The sequence below is a fragment of the Agrobacterium sp. A3-95 genome (genome assembly GCF_053521785.1).
In genome coordinates, this window is record NZ_JBNWDR010000009.1 from 1 (window position 1) to 18,913 (window position 18,913).

Below are 18,913 nucleotides of genomic sequence, written 5' to 3' on the forward strand. Positions count from 1 at the left end.
AAACGAGGAACTTGACCACGACCGCAGACCCGAAACATACCTAACAGGCGGGTCAATTCTCGGTGGAAACGCCGGGTCAGTTCTCAGTGGCAATCAACAGCCAGTGATCTTGGAAACAGCGTCGTAGTCTGGATTGAGCACGTTCAGCTTGTCGATATAGCTGCGCATCTTGTCTGCATAGAAACGCTCGCGTTTTTCACAGTGCTGCCGTTTGTTGAATTCCTGCCCGCGAGTCTGATCTCGTTTTCGGCCGCGACAACGGCTCGCGGGACGGGCCGCCGACCAGGATGTCGAAGTCGTTGCCGATGCGAATGAGCGAAGACCCGAACATGAAGGATTTGAACTCGGATAGCGGAGCGCAGCTTTTAACGAGATGCCTCGCCACTTCACCGGACGTCTTCAACGTCCTTTCGGGAGCACCTTGAGTTTGTCCCACTTCATCACCTTGGAGCCAAGCTCTTCTCCAGTTTCGATAGCCTTTTGGGTGGTTTTACCATTCGGATGATATTCCAAACGACATCCACGCCTTGCGTGACTGAACCGTCAATGTTGATCAATGTCTGCTTTGTCCAGCGTCAGACTTTTAAATTGTCAGTCAACTCCCGGCTTCCTTGGGGAAATCATTTCCGCTTTGCGCGCCCGTTCCGGTCGCTAAGTCTGTGTTTCTCGATGCCCAAAAGCCGATACTTCTTGGCCTAAAACGCGAAAGCCATCTGTCGCTTAGTCAACAATGCCTCGCGCTGCCAGACCCATGCGTCGAATTCTCTTCTTGAGACAGACAAGAGATCGGCCGCGTAGCAGAAAACCGTCTTCAGGAAATCGTAGTCATCTTCCATGACACCGACCCGTTTCGCGAAAGTACGGACATGACGGTCGACAGCTACAGAGTCCATACCCACGAGACACCCCATGTAGTCGACGGTTTTTGGGCCAACGCCTCTGACGCCTCTAAGAGCTTTTGCGAACCCGCTGTCCTGAAGGCCCTCCTTCAGGTCATCCACGTGTTCAATGGAGGCGTCGGCGAGAAACAGAACCAGTGCGTCGAAACGGCCAACCTTCACCTGGTGTGTCCAATTGAGAAATGCAGAAGTCTCCCCGCGCTCAACGAGTTCAAGCAGATTGGAAATGCGGCTCAGTCCAGGATAGTCTGCGAGAATAGCCAGGATCCGCGGTCGAACCACGGAGTTGTAGTTCAACCCGGCTTCGGTATCGCCTTCGCCAATGATCACCAGGCGCGCAAAGTAGACCTCGGGGTTCGCCAGGATGACCTGTTGGATGAATTTGTCTTCCTCGCTGCTTTCCTTGGGCAACGGCAGCTCGAGTGCAGAGCTCGTGAGGGTTTCTGGAGAGTTCCGGAAGTAGCGAACGTTCCGAGGTGGGATCCGGCTCAGGATACTGGTCGCGTGGCTGGTCACGATCGCCTGTGCGGATCCAGTCTCGTTCAGCTTGTCTAGGAGTGCGACGAGCCGCGGAAGATAGAACGGAGAGAGATGGTTCTCCGGTTCCTCGAGAGCGAAAATCGTGAGCGCCGGGAATGTGAAATCGGAAGGATGAAATCCGCTGAGGCCGTTTGGCAAGGACTTCTGCATTTCCCAAATCAGCGTCTGATAGGTGGCAGCCAAGGCGAAGTACAGAAGCGATGTTTGTCCTTCGCTGAGCTCTTCGAGATACCTCTGGCCACCGCCCGGTGACTTGCTGAACCGTATTGTCAGATCGCGGATCAGCTTTTGAAATTCGGTTGCCACCACGCCGAGGCGCGGAGTGCCGTCGTAGTGCCCGTCGTGCAGCGACTTCCAGAAGCCATCGAGGGTCTTGCTTACATACTTGATCGCCTCCGTGGCATTGAGGTTATCCTCCAAATCGTCGGCAAATCCCTTCGATTTTAATCGCGTATCGTCGCTCCAATCCGCCGACGACTCCAATCTATGTAGCAGGTTTCTCAACGCAGTCTGGCTGACGCCACGGGAGTCCCTATGGGCGGGAATATAGATCACTTCGGCATACTGGGTCGGCCGCCCGCGGAGCGGGCTCTTCCGTTCATCGTCAGGACCGAATGGCACGGGGTCAAGCGTCTTGACGGAATAGATCTTGGTCTCGAGGTCATCGGTTGCGCTGTCGCTGCTTGAGAACTTGCATTCGAGCCGGATCCTGACCTTCAGTGTGTTGTCCGAGGCGGAGAAGAAGAGATCGTTAAAGACCATCGGTTCGGTCTCCGTGGCAAAGCCGAACACGGCATCGATCAAGATCTCTCGCTCAATTCCCCTCAGGGTCTGCGCGTCCTCATTCGGACCGAAATGAACATCCGATAGACGGATCTGCCTCTCTGCGGCGACAGGCGAAAAGAGCCGCTTCAGTCCTTCCAGTGCCGCGGTCTTGCCCGATCCATTGTTGCCTACGAAAGCATTCGTGCCGGGCTTCAGGGTGATCGTGACCGGCGTTGCGCCAAAGCAGCGGAAGTTCTGCAGGGTGAGGGTTTCGATATACACGGCTTTCCTCGGTATGGAATCGACGCACAAATCCTGTCTGAGGGGGGTTGAAAAAGCAACTCCAGCTTGCGCCATCTGCGAACCAACATGGGTGTTTTCTCACGTCGAGTTACCCTTCCAATAGGAGTTGTCGATGTCACAAAGGCAATCCGCACCATCGTTGCGGCTGCGGCTAGGAACTGTTGTCTGGAGGGCCTCAGAACGGCAGAACTATCCGTAAGCGTAGTCCACGTAAATGCCAATCAAAGACAGAAGGTGATTTTGTTGCAGACGGCAGTATTTTTCAGTTACAGCCCAGGACCAGACAGTCTGTAATCAGCCCCCAATCGGAAATTACTTCGCGGAAAGGCGCGCAGACCGCCCCAGTATTTGGCCATGGCAGCAGATGCGCTTTCTTCCAAACGGATCGTGGCACCGCCAACGATGATCTCGGGACGGCTGGCTTTTTTGATCGGCGGCTCCGCAACGGGTGGATAGACGATGACCGCCGCGAACTCTAACGCATCCACGAGTGCACGGAGTACAAGCTTGCCCTGCCGCGCCATCGTCCGCCAGGTGGATAGGTGGTTCTGCTTCAAGCCATGTCGCCCTGCGACCTCACTACCGTCGCACCGGGTCTCAAGCTCTCCGAAACGATCTGCGCCTTCACCTCGTCTGGCCAGTGTCGGTGAACCTCACGCCGAGCCTTCCCGGTCGTGAAAACCTCCAATGTACTCTCCATGGAGAAACTCCCGTTGCTCGTCCACAGCTATGCGATCACAGATCAGCGCGGCGACGACAACGTGGGGACAGAACAGCGGTTACGGTTTTCTCCGCATGCGCCTCGCTTCAAAGGCTTTCAGCCTTTCGATAACTCATTGTTGCCGCCTTGCTTGCTCGCGCGCCTTTCGCAATCCTTCGACAACCCGTTCCAACCTTCGGATCGAACCACCCGTCCAGACTTTCGCTAATGCGTCTAATTCGAATCCTTCGAGGGGCTTGGCCCAGCGCGGATCGTAACCCGCATCGATGTACAGCCGCTCCAGGATTCGCGGGGCGAGCGTCGGCAATTGATCGGCTCCCGGGGTGGGAAAACGAAGGATTCGGCACCTGTCGCGCAAGGGGCCCGGGATCGGCTCAATCGAGTTCGCGGTCATCAGCCAGGACACATGCGACAGATCGCATGGAGCCTGAATGTAGGGATCATGCCAGCAGCGCGATGTTACCGATTCGTACAGGCCGATCAACACGTCGTGCACATTGCCGTTGTTGCGGCTGGTCCCGATCTTATCGATCTCGTCGAGAATTATAATCGGTCCGGCGCACCGGTGGCGACGCACGGCCATGATCGCGAGACTTGGTTCGCCCGATGACCACCTCCGGGCGGTCCCGCCGATGGCGCTATCGCTCAGGCCGCCACAAGATATGACTTCAAAGGGCGCGCCGAGTTCCTTACTCAATCGTTTGGCAAACTCAGTCTTGCCGCTTCCGGGCGCACCAAGCAGGATCATTGGTCTCAGGTAGACATTGGCCCGGCCATCAAGGTACTCCAGCACATTGTCAATAACCGTCACTGCATAGGGAAATTCCGCGATCAGCCGCGCACGAACTTCGGTCAATCGAGGCATGCCGGGTAAAGGCAACGCCCGCTGTTTGAACTTTTCGAATTCCTTGGCTACTCGCCTCCCTTCGGCCGTCGTGTCATTACCGACGCCGTTGATAACGACGACACCGTTAGTCGGGAACGTCTGACGCTCCGAGGGCTCTTCTTCCCAGGTCGGGATAGAAAGGTCGGCATCAACTGAATCCTTGGTTTCCGGCCCAGCGACCGTTCTCGAAGTGATCGCATTTTGGAAATGCTCCTCGTAGGTCCGCACTTCCATCTCGAACCACTCTGCCGATCGCTGAATAGATACGCCTGCTCGCTGCCGCGCGTCGAGTGCACGGGACTGTGCTGCCCAACTGAGCGAACGCCACAGCAGGTGGAGGCTTTCAGCCGTATCGAGCTTCTCAGATGCGAGGTGGGCAATCTCCCCGGCGATCAACGCCGTCGCTTGGCCATCCCCAAAGAACGCCCGGTATAATTTACACCGGAGTCGGCACTCATCGAACGGCAGTCCTTTGGCTTCATCGATGACATCCAGAGCAGCCTCCACCGCAAGCACAGCGTCGTTATTGGGATGCAATACTAGCTCATCCAAGACGGTGGCGAGGATCGCTAGCCCAGTCCGCTCCCTCTTCTTAAGCAGACCTGATAAACGTTCGGAATATTCGCGGATGTCTTCGCTCAAGTCTTCGCGGAAGAAGGCCATTCCTCGGAGCAGCTCCTCTGCGGTCGGCAAATGCAATCCAGCTATTGCTGCCTGCTGTCGGCGATGGAAATGGCGATTGTGTGATGGCAGTTTATCCTTCACGGGACACCCTATTGGATCTTAGTGAGCATCGGTTCTAAGTCGTAGCCGCTTTCTGTGCGGTCTCATGATTTTCCAGCTTCGGCCGGACGCCCCAAGCGGTACCAACGGTTGAGCGTACGCGCGATGCCGAACTCTGTGTCCATGTACATAAGCTGACTTGTCATGATCTCACTACCGTCGGCCAGAGACGGATGTCCAAAGACATGTCCGGAAAGGCACGCCGTCCTCCGAGAATACATCTGATGGGATTCGAGTATGGGAGCGGTGTGGAGCGAGAGTGTGTGGGTGATTCCAGCCTCAACGGAACGAAGGTCAACGGAAAGCCGCTGGGCATCTTCTGAATTCAAGTAGACGAACTTCATCGGGACTTCCTTTTTTATCGATTCGCAGCAAACAGCGGACGGGCGGGTTTAGCGAATCTATCGTGTTTTTTAGCGATATTTTCGCTTTTATTAGCGATGTATTCGCTATTGTCAACATTTGTTTGCGGACAAGGGCTTTTGGTGGCATCACGGCGGCATGAGGCCGCCATCCCGAATGCTTGCCGTCGCGCGACTTGTCCTTGGTCAAAATCAGGCCGAGGTTGCAGAGGATTCAGGCATCAGTCCGCGCACGATTTACATGATCGAAAAAGGTGCAGCTGGTATCGCAAGCGTTGAAAAACTCGTACGCCACTACGGCAAGCGGGGTGTGATTTTTCTTGCGCCTACTTCGACGGAAGGCTGGGGCATCCGCACCAACTTTGTCACCGGTTCATATGATGATGAGCGACTAGAGTAGCGGACTATCAATATTGATCAATCGGGCGCTCAAAGCCCCTTCCTTCGGTCGGGGTCCAAAACCGGCTTCGCCGGAATTGACGGCCTGTCGGCCGGCTCTTAAATTCATTAGACGACAAAGCCTCGTCTGCTGCGAAGTTGGGCTCCGCTTCCTCGGCCTAGTCTTCTGAAGGGAATCCGCCTGGTCGGCGGATGAGTTTGCATAAAGTGTTTGAAGCAACAGCTTTACGTATCCAGACAACTGTTCAGTTGTTCAGATTGATCATCAGCCTTGGAGTGCATGTGGAAAAGGCGGACCAGCTTTAAGCGATCAACCAATTGTCAAATTATGATAAGTCCTTGACAAAAAATAAGAAAAACGTCGGAGTGGCGGGATTCGAACCCACGACCCCTTGACCCCCAGTCGCGTAGGAAAACGCTGCAGCCCTTATTTTGCAGGGTGTCTAGCGATTTCAGTTTACAGACCACCCATTTACCGCCCTGTGGATAACAAGGTCATCCGGGTTCGCCTGTAAACCGTTTTTGGCGATTCTCGATGCTCTCAACTGCCGCACTCGACACCAGATAGTGCTTCCGAATGATTCCCTCGGCGTCCTTTTCGGAATGACCGGACACCTCGGCAATCTCCTTGATCGATGCTCCATTGCGGTAGGCTAGGGTAACGAACGTTCCCCGCAGGTCGTGGAAGGTCTTTCCTTCAATGCCTGCTTTCTCTACGGCCTTGCGCCAAGACGATTTGAAGCCGGTCGCCCAAGGCTGGCCCTGACCATTGGTCAAGATCGTGACCGAGTTGCCCCGTGGAACTCCGTCCAGATAGCTCTTAAGCTCCTCCGAAACTTTCATCCTGACGTGCGCTCCTGTCTTCGACTGGCGCAGGTAAATGGAATGGCCATCGTATGCCTTCCATGTGATCTTGAGCAAATCCCCCTGTCTCTGCCCCGTCCAGATCGCCAGCATAAGCGCGCGCACCAATGGCTCGGCTGTGGGCTTGATCTTCCATTTATCCTTTTCGCCCGTGGCATCCGGGTTCTTCACCCCATACCGGAAAGTCTGGATATCCTCATCCGTCCAGATCACATCGCGGCGGGTGCCGTCGCTGACCTTTTCGACGCGCTCTAGCGGATGGCGCTCGATCATTTCCCGATCAAGGCCAAACCAGAGGATGCGTTTCAGCACGCTCATGTACAGATCGGCTTTGCGTGGGTGCGTCTCTGCTATCTCGTCACGCCATTCAAGGAACGTCGTTCTAGCGCCAGGCGCCGATATCTTTGAGGCTGGCATGTCGAAGAACATCGTCTCAATCGCTTTGATAGCGAAATCATATCCTTCTCGCGTGCTCGGCTTTAGATTCAGGTAGGTCGGAGATTTGAGATATTGGCGGATTATCTCAGCCAGACAGCCGTTATAGGGCGCGTCTTTTCTGTCGCGTGTCAGACGCACATACTCAGCGATGAAATCATTTTGGTTCTTCGGGTCGGCCTTCATTCTAGGGCCGCCCCGCCATGCATAGAAATAGAAAGTGCTGGTACCGTCAGCGAGTACCTTTTTGACGCGGTGAATACCCACTAGATTTACCTTCACGGCGCGCCCTCCATTCGGAGAGGCTATTGCCACCATATGCAATGTCGCGGTCAACGGACGTTTGCTTGTGATTATCGGGGATATCGGGGGCAACTCGAATTATTTTGCCATCGACTTCGATTTCGACACGGACGCCTTTCTCCAGGGCGATATCCGCCATCCGCTTCAGGTCTGCGGATTTGACCAGTGCCGGCGCCGTCATCCCTCGCTCCTTTCAAGCGCCGCTCGGCCAGCGTCGGTGATCCGGTAAGTGGTGTTGGGCTTACCAAATTCGAGCAGCCCATTTCTAAGAAGCTTGTCTATCCGCTGCTGCACTGCCCGATAGCTTGCGGCCGAGTTTCTTAGCTGCCGAATGGCAATCACCTCAAACGTTGCTTTCCAATCGTCGCAGGCGCGTAAAGTTTCAACATCGGCCTTGGTCAGATTCACCATCACCGCTCCTCCGATTTCAGGGTGCTTCTGGCATAGTCGATAAATCCCTGAAACGCCTTGGGCCGATACTGATAAAGCTCATGCGCGGTGAGGGCGGACAGAACATCCTCGACGGCCTTCGCCCTTGCCTCTGCCTCGCGTTTGTCTGCTTCGGATAGGAGTTGGCGGAGGCGGGTTATTTCGGTCGCGCCGTCGTATGCTGTGCGAGCGATCCCTTCTGCCTCACAGATCGAGCCAATGTATTCTAGGCGCTCAACGATATCAGTCATGGCCGACCTCCTGCTTTGCGGGTGCTGCGGCGTAATCACCTGAACTCATCGCGTATTCGGCTAAAAGAAATGCTGCATTTTCCCACCAAGTTGTTTGCCGAAGCATCCCACACTCATGAGCCGTGATAACTTCTGTGGCTGCTTCTCGTACCTCTTCTGGAACGCTTCCCGCCACGTCCTGCACCTGTGCGGCGACCTTGCCGTTACCGTCACAATCTGGGCATTCGGAAACAGCTTCATCGCCAACGTCGTTTTCATGCGGATGACGATACCGTTCCCAATCAGTGACGATTTCACCATTGCCTTGGCAACGTTGGCAGGTTTCGGTTCGCTGTTCGTGGGTGTCCTGCACCTGTGCGGAACCGGGAGCATCCCAAAAATCCCCGCGCTTTTCGGCATCATCGATCAGGTTGAGAGTTTCGAACCGATCAACGATGCGCTGGATCATTTCAGCCGGTCCCGGCGTGTGGCGCTCTGGATCATGGTCGGTGCAATATCGGTATTCGCCGTCGCCTCCGGTCAGTCGATCTATTTCCTGCACAGCCTGCGAATAACCATCGCGAACGCCAATCTGATAGGTTTCCTCGTCATCGTCGCTGCTGACGTCCTGCACCTGTGCGGAGAGGGCGGAGCGGATCCTCGTAGCATAATCTGCTTGGGCGGCGGCTTTGGCCTCGCTCAAGCGCTTATGTGTTGAGAGCCTGCCACCAACTGGTCCGCAAAGATCGTAAGAAAAACCTGTGCCGGGGAAAACGTGATAATGACCGATGGAGCTTGTTCCGCAGTGCGACCCATCTTCACGGGCATCCCATTCCAAAGCCTTCACGGCCACGGATGGCGCGGGAGGGGCGGCGTAAACCGGTCGATACTCGGTATCGGGAAGCTTGTCCTCTCTTGGCCCATCGGGGCAATGCTGCCACTGGCCACCGACCGTCCATCGCGGGTTTCGCCACTGCCAACCTACCGGTTCCGTAGCGGACTGGGCGGCTTCAATTATCGCCCGCCGGGCAACCTCTTTCACCTGGTCATCGCGCCAATGACCCATAGGATGCTCCTTGACAACTGAGAGCATCGCACTCTTGACTGCCTTCTCTAACAATTCTTCACTCTGCATGGTGTTCGCCTCCTGTGCTGGCGAGGGCGGTGCGGGCGCTATAGCTGAGGTCGCGCCGGTCGAATGCGGGACCATGAGGGTGAGGTTTGTAAATCTCGGGGTTCGCGTAAAACGCCAAGACCTCCCGCAGCTTCTTCTCGCCTGCTTCAGCTTCCTCCGCACGGATGCGGTTGCTGATGGAGACATCACGAAGCTGGTTAGCCTCTCCCTCGTATGTTCTGGCGAGCTGTTCGGCTTCCGCAAGCTTTGCCGCCAGTGAAACTAGGGACATCATGTCGCCGTCGGTGGTCTCAGCCAAAAGCTCTTCTTCGTCAGATAGGCGTTTAATGCCTGCCTTCAGCATATCGTTCTCGCGCTGCAAGCTTTCGATGGTTGAGCGAAAGTCGGGATCAAGGCACATGACGATATCCAGCTCATGCCGGTTCTGGACTGCATCTTGAGCCTGTTCCAACGTATCGAACTGGTCAGACAGCTCCTTTGCATAAAACGGCCTGTCGTTCGGAAACTTCTCCCGCACATCGTAAATGTGGTACATGCCGCGTGTCGCGTGAGCATACCATTCCCCGCAACCGTGTTCGGTAGGTCCGTCGAAATGATGCCATTCCAGCGGACGGAACATGTTCGGGAAAGCCTTCTTGAGCTCTTCCAATGCGGTCATGGCGAAACTCCCGTCGGAACAGAGATCGGAACGGATTTGGTGCAACCCTTCCCACAGGGCTCAGAATGGAAAGCCGTGGTGGTGCCGGTGCAGTTCGAGAAGTAGACGAAGCGACCGGCATCTTTGAACCGGTAGACCTTGCATCCATCGGTCTCGAACAGGACGCCGACCGGCACGTTCGGATTGTCGGTGCTGTGTGTGGAAACGGGGTCTTCGCCGCAGGACGCGAGAAGGATAGCCGTCACGGCCAGAGCGATTGCTTTCTTCATGGCTGCCTGCCTCCCACGATTTCACCGGTGCGGCGGTCAACGACCGTGCCGTCCATCAGGCGTTTCAGGTTTGGGTGCGATAGGGATGACTTAGGTTTGGCGATGCCGATGTGCTTCTTGCGTACACGGGCGATTTTCGACTTCACCTTCATCTCGGTGGCCGTCTTGACCTTGTGAGCGGGATAGAGTGCAGGCGCCAGATTGCTCTCGCGGTGCTGGCCGCCAAGAATCAGCGCATGAACGTGCTCAAGCTCCCAGCGCTCCCCAGGCTGGATTTTGCGGCCGGTCAGATGGCATATGCCGTTATGCCGGTCGAAAACGCGCTGGCGGACCCGTGGTGGTACCTTCTGGTCATCGTGCTTAGCCACCCACTCATCAAGCGATCTGGTCATGGCCGATCCTTTCCCCAGTGCGTGGGTCGATCCATGCTTGTTCCGGTAATGGCGTCGTCTTCCACATTTCGACCAGAGCTTTGCCCCTCGGTGTTGTGCGAGACACTCCGTCTTCGTAGCAAAGCACTCCGAGATCATGCAGGTGGTTGATTTCCCCACCATAGATTGGCGCATCCGCCCTCGGGAATCGGCCTGTGCTTGTTTGGTGGTGCAGGATTATCTCGATTTGATAAGGGGTCCACATCACCTCTGCCCTCCCAGCGCGCGTGTCATCATGTCCCGCTTGCGGCGTTCCAGATCGCGGACACGTCCTGTCTTGCTGCGGGATTGCTTTGCCTGTCGGATCTCGGCGTCGATCTCGGTTTGCCAGTTGTATTCACGGGCAAGGTTCTGTCTCGACTTCCAAGTGAGCCAGTGGTGGATGGCGCGGCGGATCAAGCGGTTCATGCTGCCACCTGCGCAATCTGGTCGATGTTGCCGTGGTGGACGGTGAAGTCGTAAACGACTACCCAAGGATTGGCGGCCCATGATCGGTCGCCATTGATATCGCGCCACAGCCGGTTGTATGCGCCGGTCGCGGTATCGTGCCCTTCGCCTTCGTGCAGGCCGTACAACGGTCCGCCGCCGATCCAAGCCTTACGATCAAGCTGGATGATGCCTTCGGCTAGTGCGTCTTCGTGGCTGATATTCTGAAGCCGCTCCACTCGCACATCGATGACGGCGAGCGTCAGTCGGGACGCAAAGCGTGGCATGAAGATCGAAGGGCGCCATTGATAGCCGCGTGCTTCGGCATCAAGGTCAGCACACGGGTCTGTTGCGGCATAGCGGACCTCGCAAGGCTCATGCTTCGTCGGGCGAAAGTCACCGAACGTCAGGCCCTGCCATGTCTCGCGCACCCATAGGCGATCACCAGTCTGGATATTGGCATAGTCTGGCGCATGCGTCGGAACATCTTCCTCGCAAACCCCGACAATGCCGCCGCCATTCCCAAAAACATGAAATGTTCCGACAGGTAGTCTCTCAATGCCTTTGAATAAGCGACGTGTCTGCGTTTTCTTCCCGGCCAGCAACGCGCGGATCATTGGGGCGCTGAATAGGATAGGGCGGTCAGCCATCGACGCCTCCCAGATCAGAGAGATTGCAGTCAAGCATTTCGGCAAAATGAGTGAGAGCCTTTTCGCGCAGAGCCGGCATCACCTTCGGGTCAGCCTTGATCTGAGCATCAGCGCTTTCAACAAAGGCCTTGATGTGCTGGTGAAGTTCTTCCGGCAGTTTGTCTTTCCAGTCGTCTTTTGCCGAGACGAGCGTGGCGCGGCGCTGCTGTGGCGTTTCGAGCAGTGGATTGACCACGACATACATCAGCTTATTGCAGCACTCGATCAGGTCGGCCCGGTCAATTGGGAAGATGGTCGAGGCCGGAGCATCCGATGCGGGGGTATCATCCGCTCCGGCCTCATCTACTGGCGTATTGCCAGCATCTGCCGACGACGAGGCGGTGGAGGGGGTGTCGTCGGAAGGGGTGTTGTCGAGAATTTCGCCCGTTAGAGCGGTTTCTGTCTCGGAATGCACGAATGCTGCGTCAAATCCTTCTCGCTCCTCACCGGGCTGCTGTGGGGCCGAGCGAAGACGCTCCATGACCGAAGGCTGGGAGGATGGTGTGACGTCTTTCATCCGCTCGTATTCATCCGGCTCCATGATACCCGAGAACCCGAAAGCATATCGAGCGCACTGGATTGCCGACTTATGGCGAAGCATACGGTTCGGCCACTTCTTCCAAGGGTCAGTTTGCCGGGAGCACTCGCTCATATATTCGATGACGGTGGTAGGGCGCTGCCTGTCCTTCCGGTACATCTTGCACTCGACGGAATAGAGCTTTCCATCGTCGCCCATGTTATCTACGAACTCCATGCCATCGAACTGAGGATGAGAATTAATAAGGTTCATCCATCCGTCGATCGAGACGATAGGGGTGATGCCCCCGCGATCCGGGAAGGCATAGATTTCCTTCGTTAGCGGGTTGAGGTCATACTCCTTGGCGACCATCAAGAAGGCGGCGAACTGTTCGTTGGAGCAATCGCCCTTGATGCAGGTAGCCTTGACGGCGCCCATGAACGCCTGCGGCTCCATTTCATATTTCGCGGCCATGGAATCCACGAGGGACCGCTTCGGAAGAGTTGCAACCTGGTTCATGTTATGGGGCCTCCTGGCGCTTTGCTGGTCTGCGGTTGTTGGCTTGTTCTTTCTTTGTGGCCCACCGGCAGTTTCCGGGTTCATAGTTGGGGTATCCGGATTTTGATGTGTAATTCGGCATGACATGTGCTACCTTTCAACCGGATTTTGGTGTGGAAAGAGGGGTGCGGTGATGCAGATGGAAATGCTGTTTGAACGAAGCGAACTGGACGCCCTTCATAAGCCGACGATGCTCAAGGCGGTTGCTGCGACCCTTCGTCCAAAGCCCAAGAAGGCAACGGCGATTGATGTGGTTGATGAGACGCTCCGGGCTTGCCTCCCACCTGATGTTCCGCCGTCTTTCGTTGAAATTCTGAGTGCATCGAAGGCTGGGACGGGTAGGAACGAGACCATCACAGCCAAACTCTCCATGATCGACGGCACGGTTGCGACCGTTCGGCTGAAGAAATGGGCGATGGGCTGGTCGCATCAGTACATGGACTTGCCAGGCGGCACTCTCTACTGGGACGGCGGCCGTTGGGTTCATGACTCCACAGAATAATCCGGTTGGGATATGACTCCTCCGAAACGAGGGGTGAATATGGCGAACGAGCTTTGGCTTAGGAACTGGCGAGTGTTGGAAGCTTCGGAGCCAGCGACCTTCGACGAACCGAAGGTCTTCACTGCCGAATGCCTTGATGCGCCTGAGGCTTGCAAGCATTGCGGGTGTGTTGATCGCCTCTACCGTCACGGCGTCATGACGTTGGACTACAAACACCTCCCGGCGTATTGGCGGCGCGTCATCATCAGAGCCAAAGTCGCACGCTATAGATGCAGGGAGTGCGGAAAGACGATGATGCAGCCCTTGACGGACATGGACCCGGCGCGAGGCATGACGAAGGACCTGGTGGAGTGGATTGGCTACGCGTCCATCGACAACACCTACGCCAGCATAGCCCGCGAATTGGATGTCGATGAAAAGACAGTCCGCAACATCAGCGACGAGTACATCGACCGGAAGATGGCCGAACATGTGATTGAAGCACCGCTGGTTCTGGGTGTCGATGAACTTACACTGATGGGCCGGAAGCGGTCGATCTTCGTTGACATCAACGGAAAAAAGCTTCTGGACATCATCGAGAGTATGGATCAGGGCGCGGTCTCCAGATGGATCGCCAGGCTGCCGAACAAGCAAAACGTCCGCATTGTCACCATGGACATGTGGGGCGCGTACAGCACGGTCGTCGAGGACCTGCTTCCCAAAGCCAAGGTTGTCGTCGACAAGTGGCACGTCGTAAGCAAGGCGAATGGCAAGCTTGATCTGGTCAGGAACCGCTTCAGACGCAATGCGAAGTTGATGAGGGACCGCAAGAATCCTCATCGAGGACGTCGTCTTCTGCATGCTCACGGCAAGAACCTTTCGCCTCACAGGCGGTTCATCCTTGACGGCGTCCTGTTGAATAATCCGCTCTTGAACGATGCGTGGCAGGCAAAGGAAGGGTTTTACGCGATATGGGAGGCGACCAGCCGAGGTGATGCGGAGAAACGGTTTGCCGAGTGGAAAGCCTCCATTCCGGACACCGTACCTGAGTTCAGAGACCTCGCGGCGACTGTCGACAACTGGCATAAGCAGATATTCGAATACTTCCGATACCCGTTCACCAACGCCTACACCGAGGCTCGAAACCGTCTGGTCAAGGACTTCGCCAGGGCGGGACGTGGATACGCGTTCAAACGAATTCGTGCCAAGGCCATTCTGAAGCAGAACATCACCAGCCGACCTATCGAAGTTTGCTACCTGTGCATGGCTCATATCGACACCGAGAATGAGGTCACCATGAAGCACCCGTGGGCCGTTCCAGAGCGCATTCTGTGCGGACGCTGCACGGCGAAATTCCACATGGAAGAGCAGTATGCGAAATCCATGAGTTCCACACGAAAATCCGGATAGCCCATAGTTGCCGTCGTTGTCCGGGTAGCGGTCGAGGGAATGCTGTGCGCTGGGCCGTCGCCCCATGTCGGATAGGAAGGCTTCGTAGCTTTCGATCCATCGCTGGCAGACGGTGATCCCTCTGCCGCCGTAGTGCGCAAAGGCATGATTGCGCTCGTTCAGGCACCTGTCCTTCATATTGCCCCACGCAGCGAACTCAGGCGCGCTTCGGGATTCTCCATGGGTGATAACTCCTCCGGCCACTTCCGAGTGAAAGCACCCGCAAGAGGTCGTCCGGCCTTGGATAATGTTGCTTTTCAGAACATCGACTGACGAGCCGCAGACGCATTCACAACGCCAGTAGTGAGAGCGGCCCTGCCTGCCTGCATACGAAAGCACTGTGAGGCGGTTGAACACTGCGCCGGCCAAATCCTTGAACCGAGTGTCATCAGGAATTTCCGTGCTGTCGTAGGTTCGGCTTGCCGGAGATCGCATTATGCTGCCTCCAATTCAATTTTGATGCGGGTCTTTGCCCATGCGGGCATCTCGGCATAGGAAATTGCCTTGTCGAAGCCGTCGTAGCCTGGCCAGTCGTTGCGCTTCAGGCATTCGTTGACGGTCGCTATAGCCTTACGCGCCAGCGCTTCCCCGAGGTCGATATCCTCGTCTTTCAGCTGCATCACGCGCACGTCATAGGGTGGTGACTTCTCGACAAACACGAAGGTGAAGCTGGAGAAGGCGTCAGCGCCGAGGATTTCGCGAACGACCATGCGGAGAAGACCGGCCTGAACATGATAGCCGTGCGAATAGATCGCCTTAGACAGGCTTTCGTCATCCACACTGGCGGCTGTCTTCAAGTCGACAAAGTCGCCGCTGTCGTTCGGCACCACGTCTGGGCGTGCCTTCAGCCAGATATCGCCGTGCTTGCAGAATATGCTGCGCTCGATGCGACCGTTCAGAATGCCGAGGCGGATCGCTTCCTTGCTCTGGAGCGAGTTGGCGATGTGTCGGATATGCGAGATATCGGTGTCGGTGATGACGACGCGGCCGGCGTCTTTCTGATCGGCAAGCCATTTTTTGCACCAGTTGGAATTGCCGCTCCAAGGCTTTTCGTTGCCTTTGTCGTCTGGGTATTTCTCAGGGCGCAGAACATAGCGCTCCTTGAAGCCGTCTTCGCCCAGCAGCAGCATATGAGCCGCCTTGCCGAACTCCAGGCTATCCTTCTCCGGCTTTTCGAACGGATTGGGATTGTAGGGCGAGAAGCCCCAATATTCGGACGGACGCTTGAGCACGGCGCGAAGGCCAGAGCTTGAGATAGAGAAGCCGTCAAACAGTTCGGTGTCGCTGTGGTAGGTCTCAATCGGAACGCCGCTGTAGACCGCTCCCAGCTTGATTTGCGAGCCATCCCATTTGCGATCCCGGCGAAGGCCGCCGAGCATCTTTCCAGCAATGCCGCCGATGGCTTTAAACTTGTCCTGGTCGACTATCTTTTCCACGCAATGATCTCCTGATTTACGAGTGCATCCGCCTTGAGGTAGCTTTCCGAAGCGAGAGAGATGGCGAGCATGAGCGTGCAGGTCACGAGAACCAGCGTCACGAACTCGATGAATTTGATTTTGCGGAAGTTTGAGGCCGCGCTCTTGTTCAGAGCCTCGATGTAGGCTTCGCGCTCATCCGCTTCTTGTGTGTTGGTGGTGGAGAAAGGGGGCATCACTCACCAGCCTTTCGGGCGGCGATCATGGCATCTGCAATCTCGTAGCTCATGATGGCTGCCAATTGAGACATGACGCCCTTCTCGACCTTAAGACCACGCTTGGCAGCCATGGTTTTGTACTGCTCCATGGGAGCGCGCTCGACCATGCTAAGGGCAGCTCCGACACATTGACCAGCAAACCAGTCGCGCAGGCTCATGCCAGCATTCCAAGGCTCACGATCATTCGTGCCGCCATGCTGTGGTTCAAACAGTCCACCGGAGAAAGCCGGGCCGCCATCATCGATTTTGCTATCTGCCATTGTTCCTGCCCTTTAATGCGCGGGTACTCGGTACATAGCCCGCTGGTGGGTTCAGTTGGTGGTTAGATGAGGTAAGAGACAGCTTCCCAGCGTGTCGCCGCAAACCCTTGTGTTCGCCCTGACGTAGAAACAGCACGCCATTTTGCGCCTTGGTTGAGCGGTCGGCTGACCTTCTCCACACTACCGACAATCGGTGTGTTTAAGGGGTCTTCGCTGTTTGCGTTAGATCGAACTTCGTATCTCCCGTTCCCCGTTTTCGCGTATTTAACGATGGCCTCCCTCATCTTACTCTCCCGTTGGGGTGTGAGGGGTGGAGAGGGCGGGTGGAGGGAGAGGCAACGGCATCCAGTGTGTGGGCTCAAGTTTGTCGCTGTCGTCGCGATCTCTCCACCCTTCGAAGCTCCAGCTTCCAACCACTACATCGCCATTCCAGTGGGGGCTGGAAAGAAGCACGTCGGAACCATCTTTCGGCGCGGTGGCAATAGGTAGCCACGCCGCCAGTTCCTGCGCATCAGTGAGCGCGTCGGGAGCCACATAAGGGTACGGCTCACCACAGCATGCGCAACAAGCTCCCCACGGCATAACGGCAATCCCTTTTCCTTTGTGGTCACATTTCTCGCTCATTCTTCCCATCCCTTGTTTGAAGCCTTGGATTGCGGGGCTATTCGGCCGCCGACATTGCAGCGAGTTCCGCCGCCAGCGCGGCTTTGCGCTGCTCGACAAGTGCCGCATCGTGCGCAGCCTTCATTTCCTTGATGTCGTCTGGGATGCTCAGAGCCGGGTGCGTCTTCACCCACTCAAGCAACGTGCCGTAATGCAGGTTGGTGGTGGTGTAGATATCGACAGTGAAGTTTGTCTTCTGACGGAACTTGGCGCAGGTTGCCTCGAACTCCGACCGTATGACCGCAGCGCGTTCTTCCTCAGTGTCGAAGAACTGGAAGTCAGTGCCATAGCTATCTGACAGCCAATGACGGGCGCGCCATTCCTTGCCCTTCTCGAAATCGCCACCCTCGACGCGCAGCCCTCGAATGTCCTTCATCTTCGGGATGTGAGGGATGTTCCTAGCGCCGTGGTAACGGTTTTCATCGACCGACAAGGGGTAGAGAACCTTGCCATCAAGAAGCTTTCCAAGGTCGATCATTCCCTTATGGGTCTTCATCCACTCTTCGAGTTGACGCTTGGCCGCCGAAAGTTCCCATTCGGCCTTTTGCTTTTCGCTTCTGATGGCGTCCAGAGCCTTTGAAGATTCGGCTTTAATCTTGGAAAGCTCGGCCTGTTTCGCCACCAATTCAGCTTCAACAGCCTGGATAGGAGGCGCATAGAAAAGCTCGGCTTCGTCTTTCGAAACGATGTAATCAGCAGGCTCGAAATCCACTTCCTCGTGGAAGTCGTCGCCGTGGTAGTTGGTCGATTGCATAACGACCTTCACCAGCGGGCGAACGTAGAGCGTCCCGTTGTGTTCATGGTCGAGTTTGAATGCAGCGCCGGTCTTGTCGTAAAGTGTTGCTGTCTTGCTCATAGTCATCACTCTGCTGCTTCCAGACGACCGATGACGGCGCCGTGGACGATGGGGTTGGAAACCCGAATGGCGTAAGACGACGGATCAGCGTGGGCGGCATAGCGCTCGAACTTAACGACCTCGCCGCCGTACTGGTCCGCATCGTCGTTCGCTTCACCTTCGCTGCGATACTCGAACACGTCGTTTTCGTCGGACGTGAACTCGGTTCCGTTGAAAACACGGGCACCGTCTTCAATCCTGTATCGAGTTACGAACGCCATCGACCATCTCCGGTTCTTGTGGTGGCAGCGAGATCGGCGGGGGATGCTTCGTCGCTGCTGATGGAGCCGATTATGCTTGAATTAAATTCCAAGTCAACAGCGGAGTTGAAAATAATTCCAGATTTTTCTGGATTGAATAAAATTCCAATGCTATGACAGGGGCATGGATATGCACCCTACAAAACGGAAAGAGCTATCGGCGCCAGGGATTTTTTACCGGCGCCGTGATGACTGGATTAAATACGTTCTGAGATTGCCCAAGGCTGAGCTGTCTCACGTCGAAAAGCTCGTCGCGATATACATCGCGGAGACAAATAACCCGAAAGACCGGGGATGGATAACGTCTCAGGAAAAGATTGCGGATGATCTCGATATCGGCATTAGGATTGTGAAAAGTGCCGTTTCAAAGCTGAGGGCGGCTGGTCTGATCGAAACCAAAAGACGACGGTTAGGCGACAACGTGAAGATGTTTAATCTTTACTCGATCGTCGACGTGAAGGACGCCGTTCCGCCAAGCGAAGTGCACCGTGATGCACCTTGGTAGGGGCATGGTGGTGCACCCATTAGAACGGTCATAGCTTAAGAACAGAGTTATTATTTGTTTTCTTGGTTCTTGCTCTGAGAGGGTATTTGTAGAACGGTGGAGGGA

At 55.8% G+C, this 18,913-nt stretch carries 26 protein-coding genes; 4 read left to right on the forward strand and 22 right to left on the reverse strand.

Annotated elements, in window-relative coordinates; all coding sequences use genetic code 11:
• Positions 1-695: 695 nt before the first annotated feature.
• The 5 genes from ACQZ5Y_RS20950 to ACQZ5Y_RS20970 all read right to left on the reverse strand — a co-directional run bounded on the left by ACQZ5Y_RS20950 (position 696) and on the right by ACQZ5Y_RS20970 (position 5,241).
• A complete protein-coding gene (locus ACQZ5Y_RS20950; RefSeq protein WP_174059796.1) occupies positions 696-2,486 on the reverse strand; it encodes an AAA family ATPase in 1,791 nt (596 codons plus the stop codon).
• Between the two features lie 287 nt (positions 2,487-2,773).
• Positions 2,774-3,064, reverse strand: a complete 291-nt coding sequence (locus ACQZ5Y_RS20955; RefSeq protein WP_211380928.1) for a hypothetical protein — start codon at positions 3,062-3,064, stop codon at positions 2,774-2,776.
• Positions 3,061-3,207, reverse strand: coding sequence for a transposase (locus tag ACQZ5Y_RS20960; protein WP_211380929.1), 147 nt, complete (start codon positions 3,205-3,207; stop codon positions 3,061-3,063). Before ACQZ5Y_RS20960 ends, ACQZ5Y_RS20955 begins: the two co-directional genes overlap by 4 nt.
• Before the next feature lie 133 nt (positions 3,208-3,340).
• On the reverse strand, positions 3,341-4,879 hold the full coding sequence (locus ACQZ5Y_RS20965; RefSeq protein WP_174049386.1) for an AAA family ATPase: 1,539 nt from the start codon (positions 4,877-4,879) through the stop codon (positions 3,341-3,343).
• A gap of 62 nt (positions 4,880-4,941) precedes the next feature.
• A complete protein-coding gene (locus ACQZ5Y_RS20970) occupies positions 4,942-5,241 on the reverse strand; it encodes a DUF6634 family protein (protein WP_174049387.1) in 300 nt (99 codons plus the stop codon).
• A gap of 175 nt (positions 5,242-5,416) precedes the next feature.
• Between ACQZ5Y_RS20970 and ACQZ5Y_RS20975 the strand changes: the two genes are divergently transcribed.
• Entirely contained in the window at positions 5,417-5,659 is a 243-nt protein-coding gene (locus ACQZ5Y_RS20975) for a helix-turn-helix domain-containing protein (protein ID WP_174049388.1), read from the forward strand.
• A 494-nt stretch (positions 5,660-6,153) separates the two neighbouring features.
• Here the strand turns inward: ACQZ5Y_RS20975 and ACQZ5Y_RS20980 are convergent, their stop codons facing one another.
• The 11 genes from ACQZ5Y_RS20980 to ACQZ5Y_RS21030 all read right to left on the reverse strand — a co-directional run bounded on the left by ACQZ5Y_RS20980 (position 6,154) and on the right by ACQZ5Y_RS21030 (position 12,563).
• Positions 6,154-7,143 (reverse strand): tyrosine-type recombinase/integrase, encoded by a 990-nt coding sequence (locus ACQZ5Y_RS20980; RefSeq protein ID WP_174059797.1) that lies wholly within the window; start codon positions 7,141-7,143, stop codon positions 6,154-6,156.
• A 46-nt stretch (positions 7,144-7,189) separates the two neighbouring features.
• Complete coding sequence (locus ACQZ5Y_RS20985; RefSeq protein WP_174059798.1) at positions 7,190-7,441, reverse strand: hypothetical protein; 252 nt, start codon at positions 7,439-7,441, stop codon at positions 7,190-7,192.
• Positions 7,438-7,671 carry a hypothetical protein gene (locus ACQZ5Y_RS20990; RefSeq protein ID WP_174059799.1) on the reverse strand — a complete coding sequence of 78 codons (234 nt, stop codon included), beginning with the start codon at positions 7,669-7,671 and terminating at the stop codon, positions 7,438-7,440. Before ACQZ5Y_RS20990 ends, ACQZ5Y_RS20985 begins: the two co-directional genes overlap by 4 nt.
• Complete coding sequence (locus ACQZ5Y_RS20995) at positions 7,671-7,940, reverse strand: hypothetical protein (protein WP_174059800.1); 270 nt, start codon at positions 7,938-7,940, stop codon at positions 7,671-7,673. The genes ACQZ5Y_RS20990 and ACQZ5Y_RS20995 overlap by 1 nt, the downstream gene beginning before the upstream one ends.
• Positions 7,933-9,054, reverse strand: coding sequence for a hypothetical protein (locus ACQZ5Y_RS21000; protein ID WP_174059801.1), 1,122 nt, complete (start codon positions 9,052-9,054; stop codon positions 7,933-7,935). The genes ACQZ5Y_RS20995 and ACQZ5Y_RS21000 overlap by 8 nt, the downstream gene beginning before the upstream one ends.
• Entirely contained in the window at positions 9,044-9,712 is a 669-nt protein-coding gene (locus tag ACQZ5Y_RS21005) for a hypothetical protein (protein WP_174059802.1), read from the reverse strand. Before ACQZ5Y_RS21005 ends, ACQZ5Y_RS21000 begins: the two co-directional genes overlap by 11 nt.
• Complete coding sequence (locus ACQZ5Y_RS21010; protein ID WP_174059803.1) at positions 9,709-9,981, reverse strand: DUF4884 domain-containing protein; 273 nt, start codon at positions 9,979-9,981, stop codon at positions 9,709-9,711. Before ACQZ5Y_RS21010 ends, ACQZ5Y_RS21005 begins: the two co-directional genes overlap by 4 nt.
• On the reverse strand, positions 9,978-10,373 hold the full coding sequence (locus tag ACQZ5Y_RS21015; protein ID WP_174059804.1) for an HNH endonuclease: 396 nt from the start codon (positions 10,371-10,373) through the stop codon (positions 9,978-9,980). The genes ACQZ5Y_RS21010 and ACQZ5Y_RS21015 overlap by 4 nt, the downstream gene beginning before the upstream one ends.
• Before the next feature lie 243 nt (positions 10,374-10,616).
• The gene (locus ACQZ5Y_RS21020) at positions 10,617-10,820 is read right to left on the reverse strand and encodes a hypothetical protein (protein ID WP_164056518.1); all 204 of its coding nucleotides are present in this window, start codon (positions 10,818-10,820) and stop codon (positions 10,617-10,619) included.
• A complete protein-coding gene (locus tag ACQZ5Y_RS21025; RefSeq protein ID WP_174059805.1) occupies positions 10,817-11,488 on the reverse strand; it encodes a hypothetical protein in 672 nt (223 codons plus the stop codon). The genes ACQZ5Y_RS21020 and ACQZ5Y_RS21025 overlap by 4 nt, the downstream gene beginning before the upstream one ends.
• Complete coding sequence (locus ACQZ5Y_RS21030) at positions 11,481-12,563, reverse strand: recombinase RecT (RefSeq protein WP_174059806.1); 1,083 nt, start codon at positions 12,561-12,563, stop codon at positions 11,481-11,483. Before ACQZ5Y_RS21030 ends, ACQZ5Y_RS21025 begins: the two co-directional genes overlap by 8 nt.
• Positions 12,564-12,735: 172 nt before the next feature.
• On the opposite strand from ACQZ5Y_RS21030, the gene ACQZ5Y_RS21035 reads away from it, so the two are divergent.
• Together ACQZ5Y_RS21035 and ACQZ5Y_RS21040 are read left to right on the forward strand one after the other, a co-directional pair.
• Complete coding sequence (locus ACQZ5Y_RS21035; protein ID WP_174059807.1) at positions 12,736-13,104, forward strand: hypothetical protein; 369 nt, start codon at positions 12,736-12,738, stop codon at positions 13,102-13,104.
• A 39-nt stretch (positions 13,105-13,143) separates the two neighbouring features.
• A complete protein-coding gene (locus ACQZ5Y_RS21040) occupies positions 13,144-14,493 on the forward strand; it encodes an ISL3 family transposase (RefSeq protein WP_174059808.1) in 1,350 nt (449 codons plus the stop codon).
• A 473-nt stretch (positions 14,494-14,966) separates the two neighbouring features.
• Here the strand turns inward: ACQZ5Y_RS21040 and ACQZ5Y_RS21045 are convergent, their stop codons facing one another.
• The 6 genes from ACQZ5Y_RS21045 to ACQZ5Y_RS21070 all read right to left on the reverse strand — a co-directional run bounded on the left by ACQZ5Y_RS21045 (position 14,967) and on the right by ACQZ5Y_RS21070 (position 18,264).
• Positions 14,967-15,968 (reverse strand): PD-(D/E)XK nuclease-like domain-containing protein, encoded by a 1,002-nt coding sequence (locus tag ACQZ5Y_RS21045; protein ID WP_336510354.1) that lies wholly within the window; start codon positions 15,966-15,968, stop codon positions 14,967-14,969.
• On the reverse strand, positions 15,956-16,183 hold the full coding sequence (locus tag ACQZ5Y_RS21050) for a hypothetical protein (protein ID WP_174059809.1): 228 nt from the start codon (positions 16,181-16,183) through the stop codon (positions 15,956-15,958). Before ACQZ5Y_RS21050 ends, ACQZ5Y_RS21045 begins: the two co-directional genes overlap by 13 nt.
• Entirely contained in the window at positions 16,183-16,485 is a 303-nt protein-coding gene (locus ACQZ5Y_RS21055; RefSeq protein ID WP_174059810.1) for a hypothetical protein, read from the reverse strand. Before ACQZ5Y_RS21055 ends, ACQZ5Y_RS21050 begins: the two co-directional genes overlap by 1 nt.
• Positions 16,486-16,770: 285 nt before the next feature.
• The gene (locus ACQZ5Y_RS21060) at positions 16,771-17,217 is read right to left on the reverse strand and encodes a DUF551 domain-containing protein (RefSeq protein ID WP_419462424.1); all 447 of its coding nucleotides are present in this window, start codon (positions 17,215-17,217) and stop codon (positions 16,771-16,773) included.
• A complete protein-coding gene (locus ACQZ5Y_RS21065) occupies positions 17,147-18,004 on the reverse strand; it encodes a hypothetical protein (RefSeq protein WP_174059812.1) in 858 nt (285 codons plus the stop codon). The genes ACQZ5Y_RS21060 and ACQZ5Y_RS21065 overlap by 71 nt, the downstream gene beginning before the upstream one ends.
• 5 nt (positions 18,005-18,009) lie before the next feature.
• Positions 18,010-18,264, reverse strand: coding sequence for a hypothetical protein (locus ACQZ5Y_RS21070; protein WP_174059813.1), 255 nt, complete (start codon positions 18,262-18,264; stop codon positions 18,010-18,012).
• 163 nt (positions 18,265-18,427) lie between these two features.
• On the opposite strand from ACQZ5Y_RS21070, the gene ACQZ5Y_RS21075 reads away from it, so the two are divergent.
• Positions 18,428-18,808 carry a hypothetical protein gene (locus ACQZ5Y_RS21075; protein ID WP_111808010.1) on the forward strand — a complete coding sequence of 127 codons (381 nt, stop codon included), beginning with the start codon at positions 18,428-18,430 and terminating at the stop codon, positions 18,806-18,808.
• Positions 18,809-18,913 lie beyond the last annotated feature (105 nt).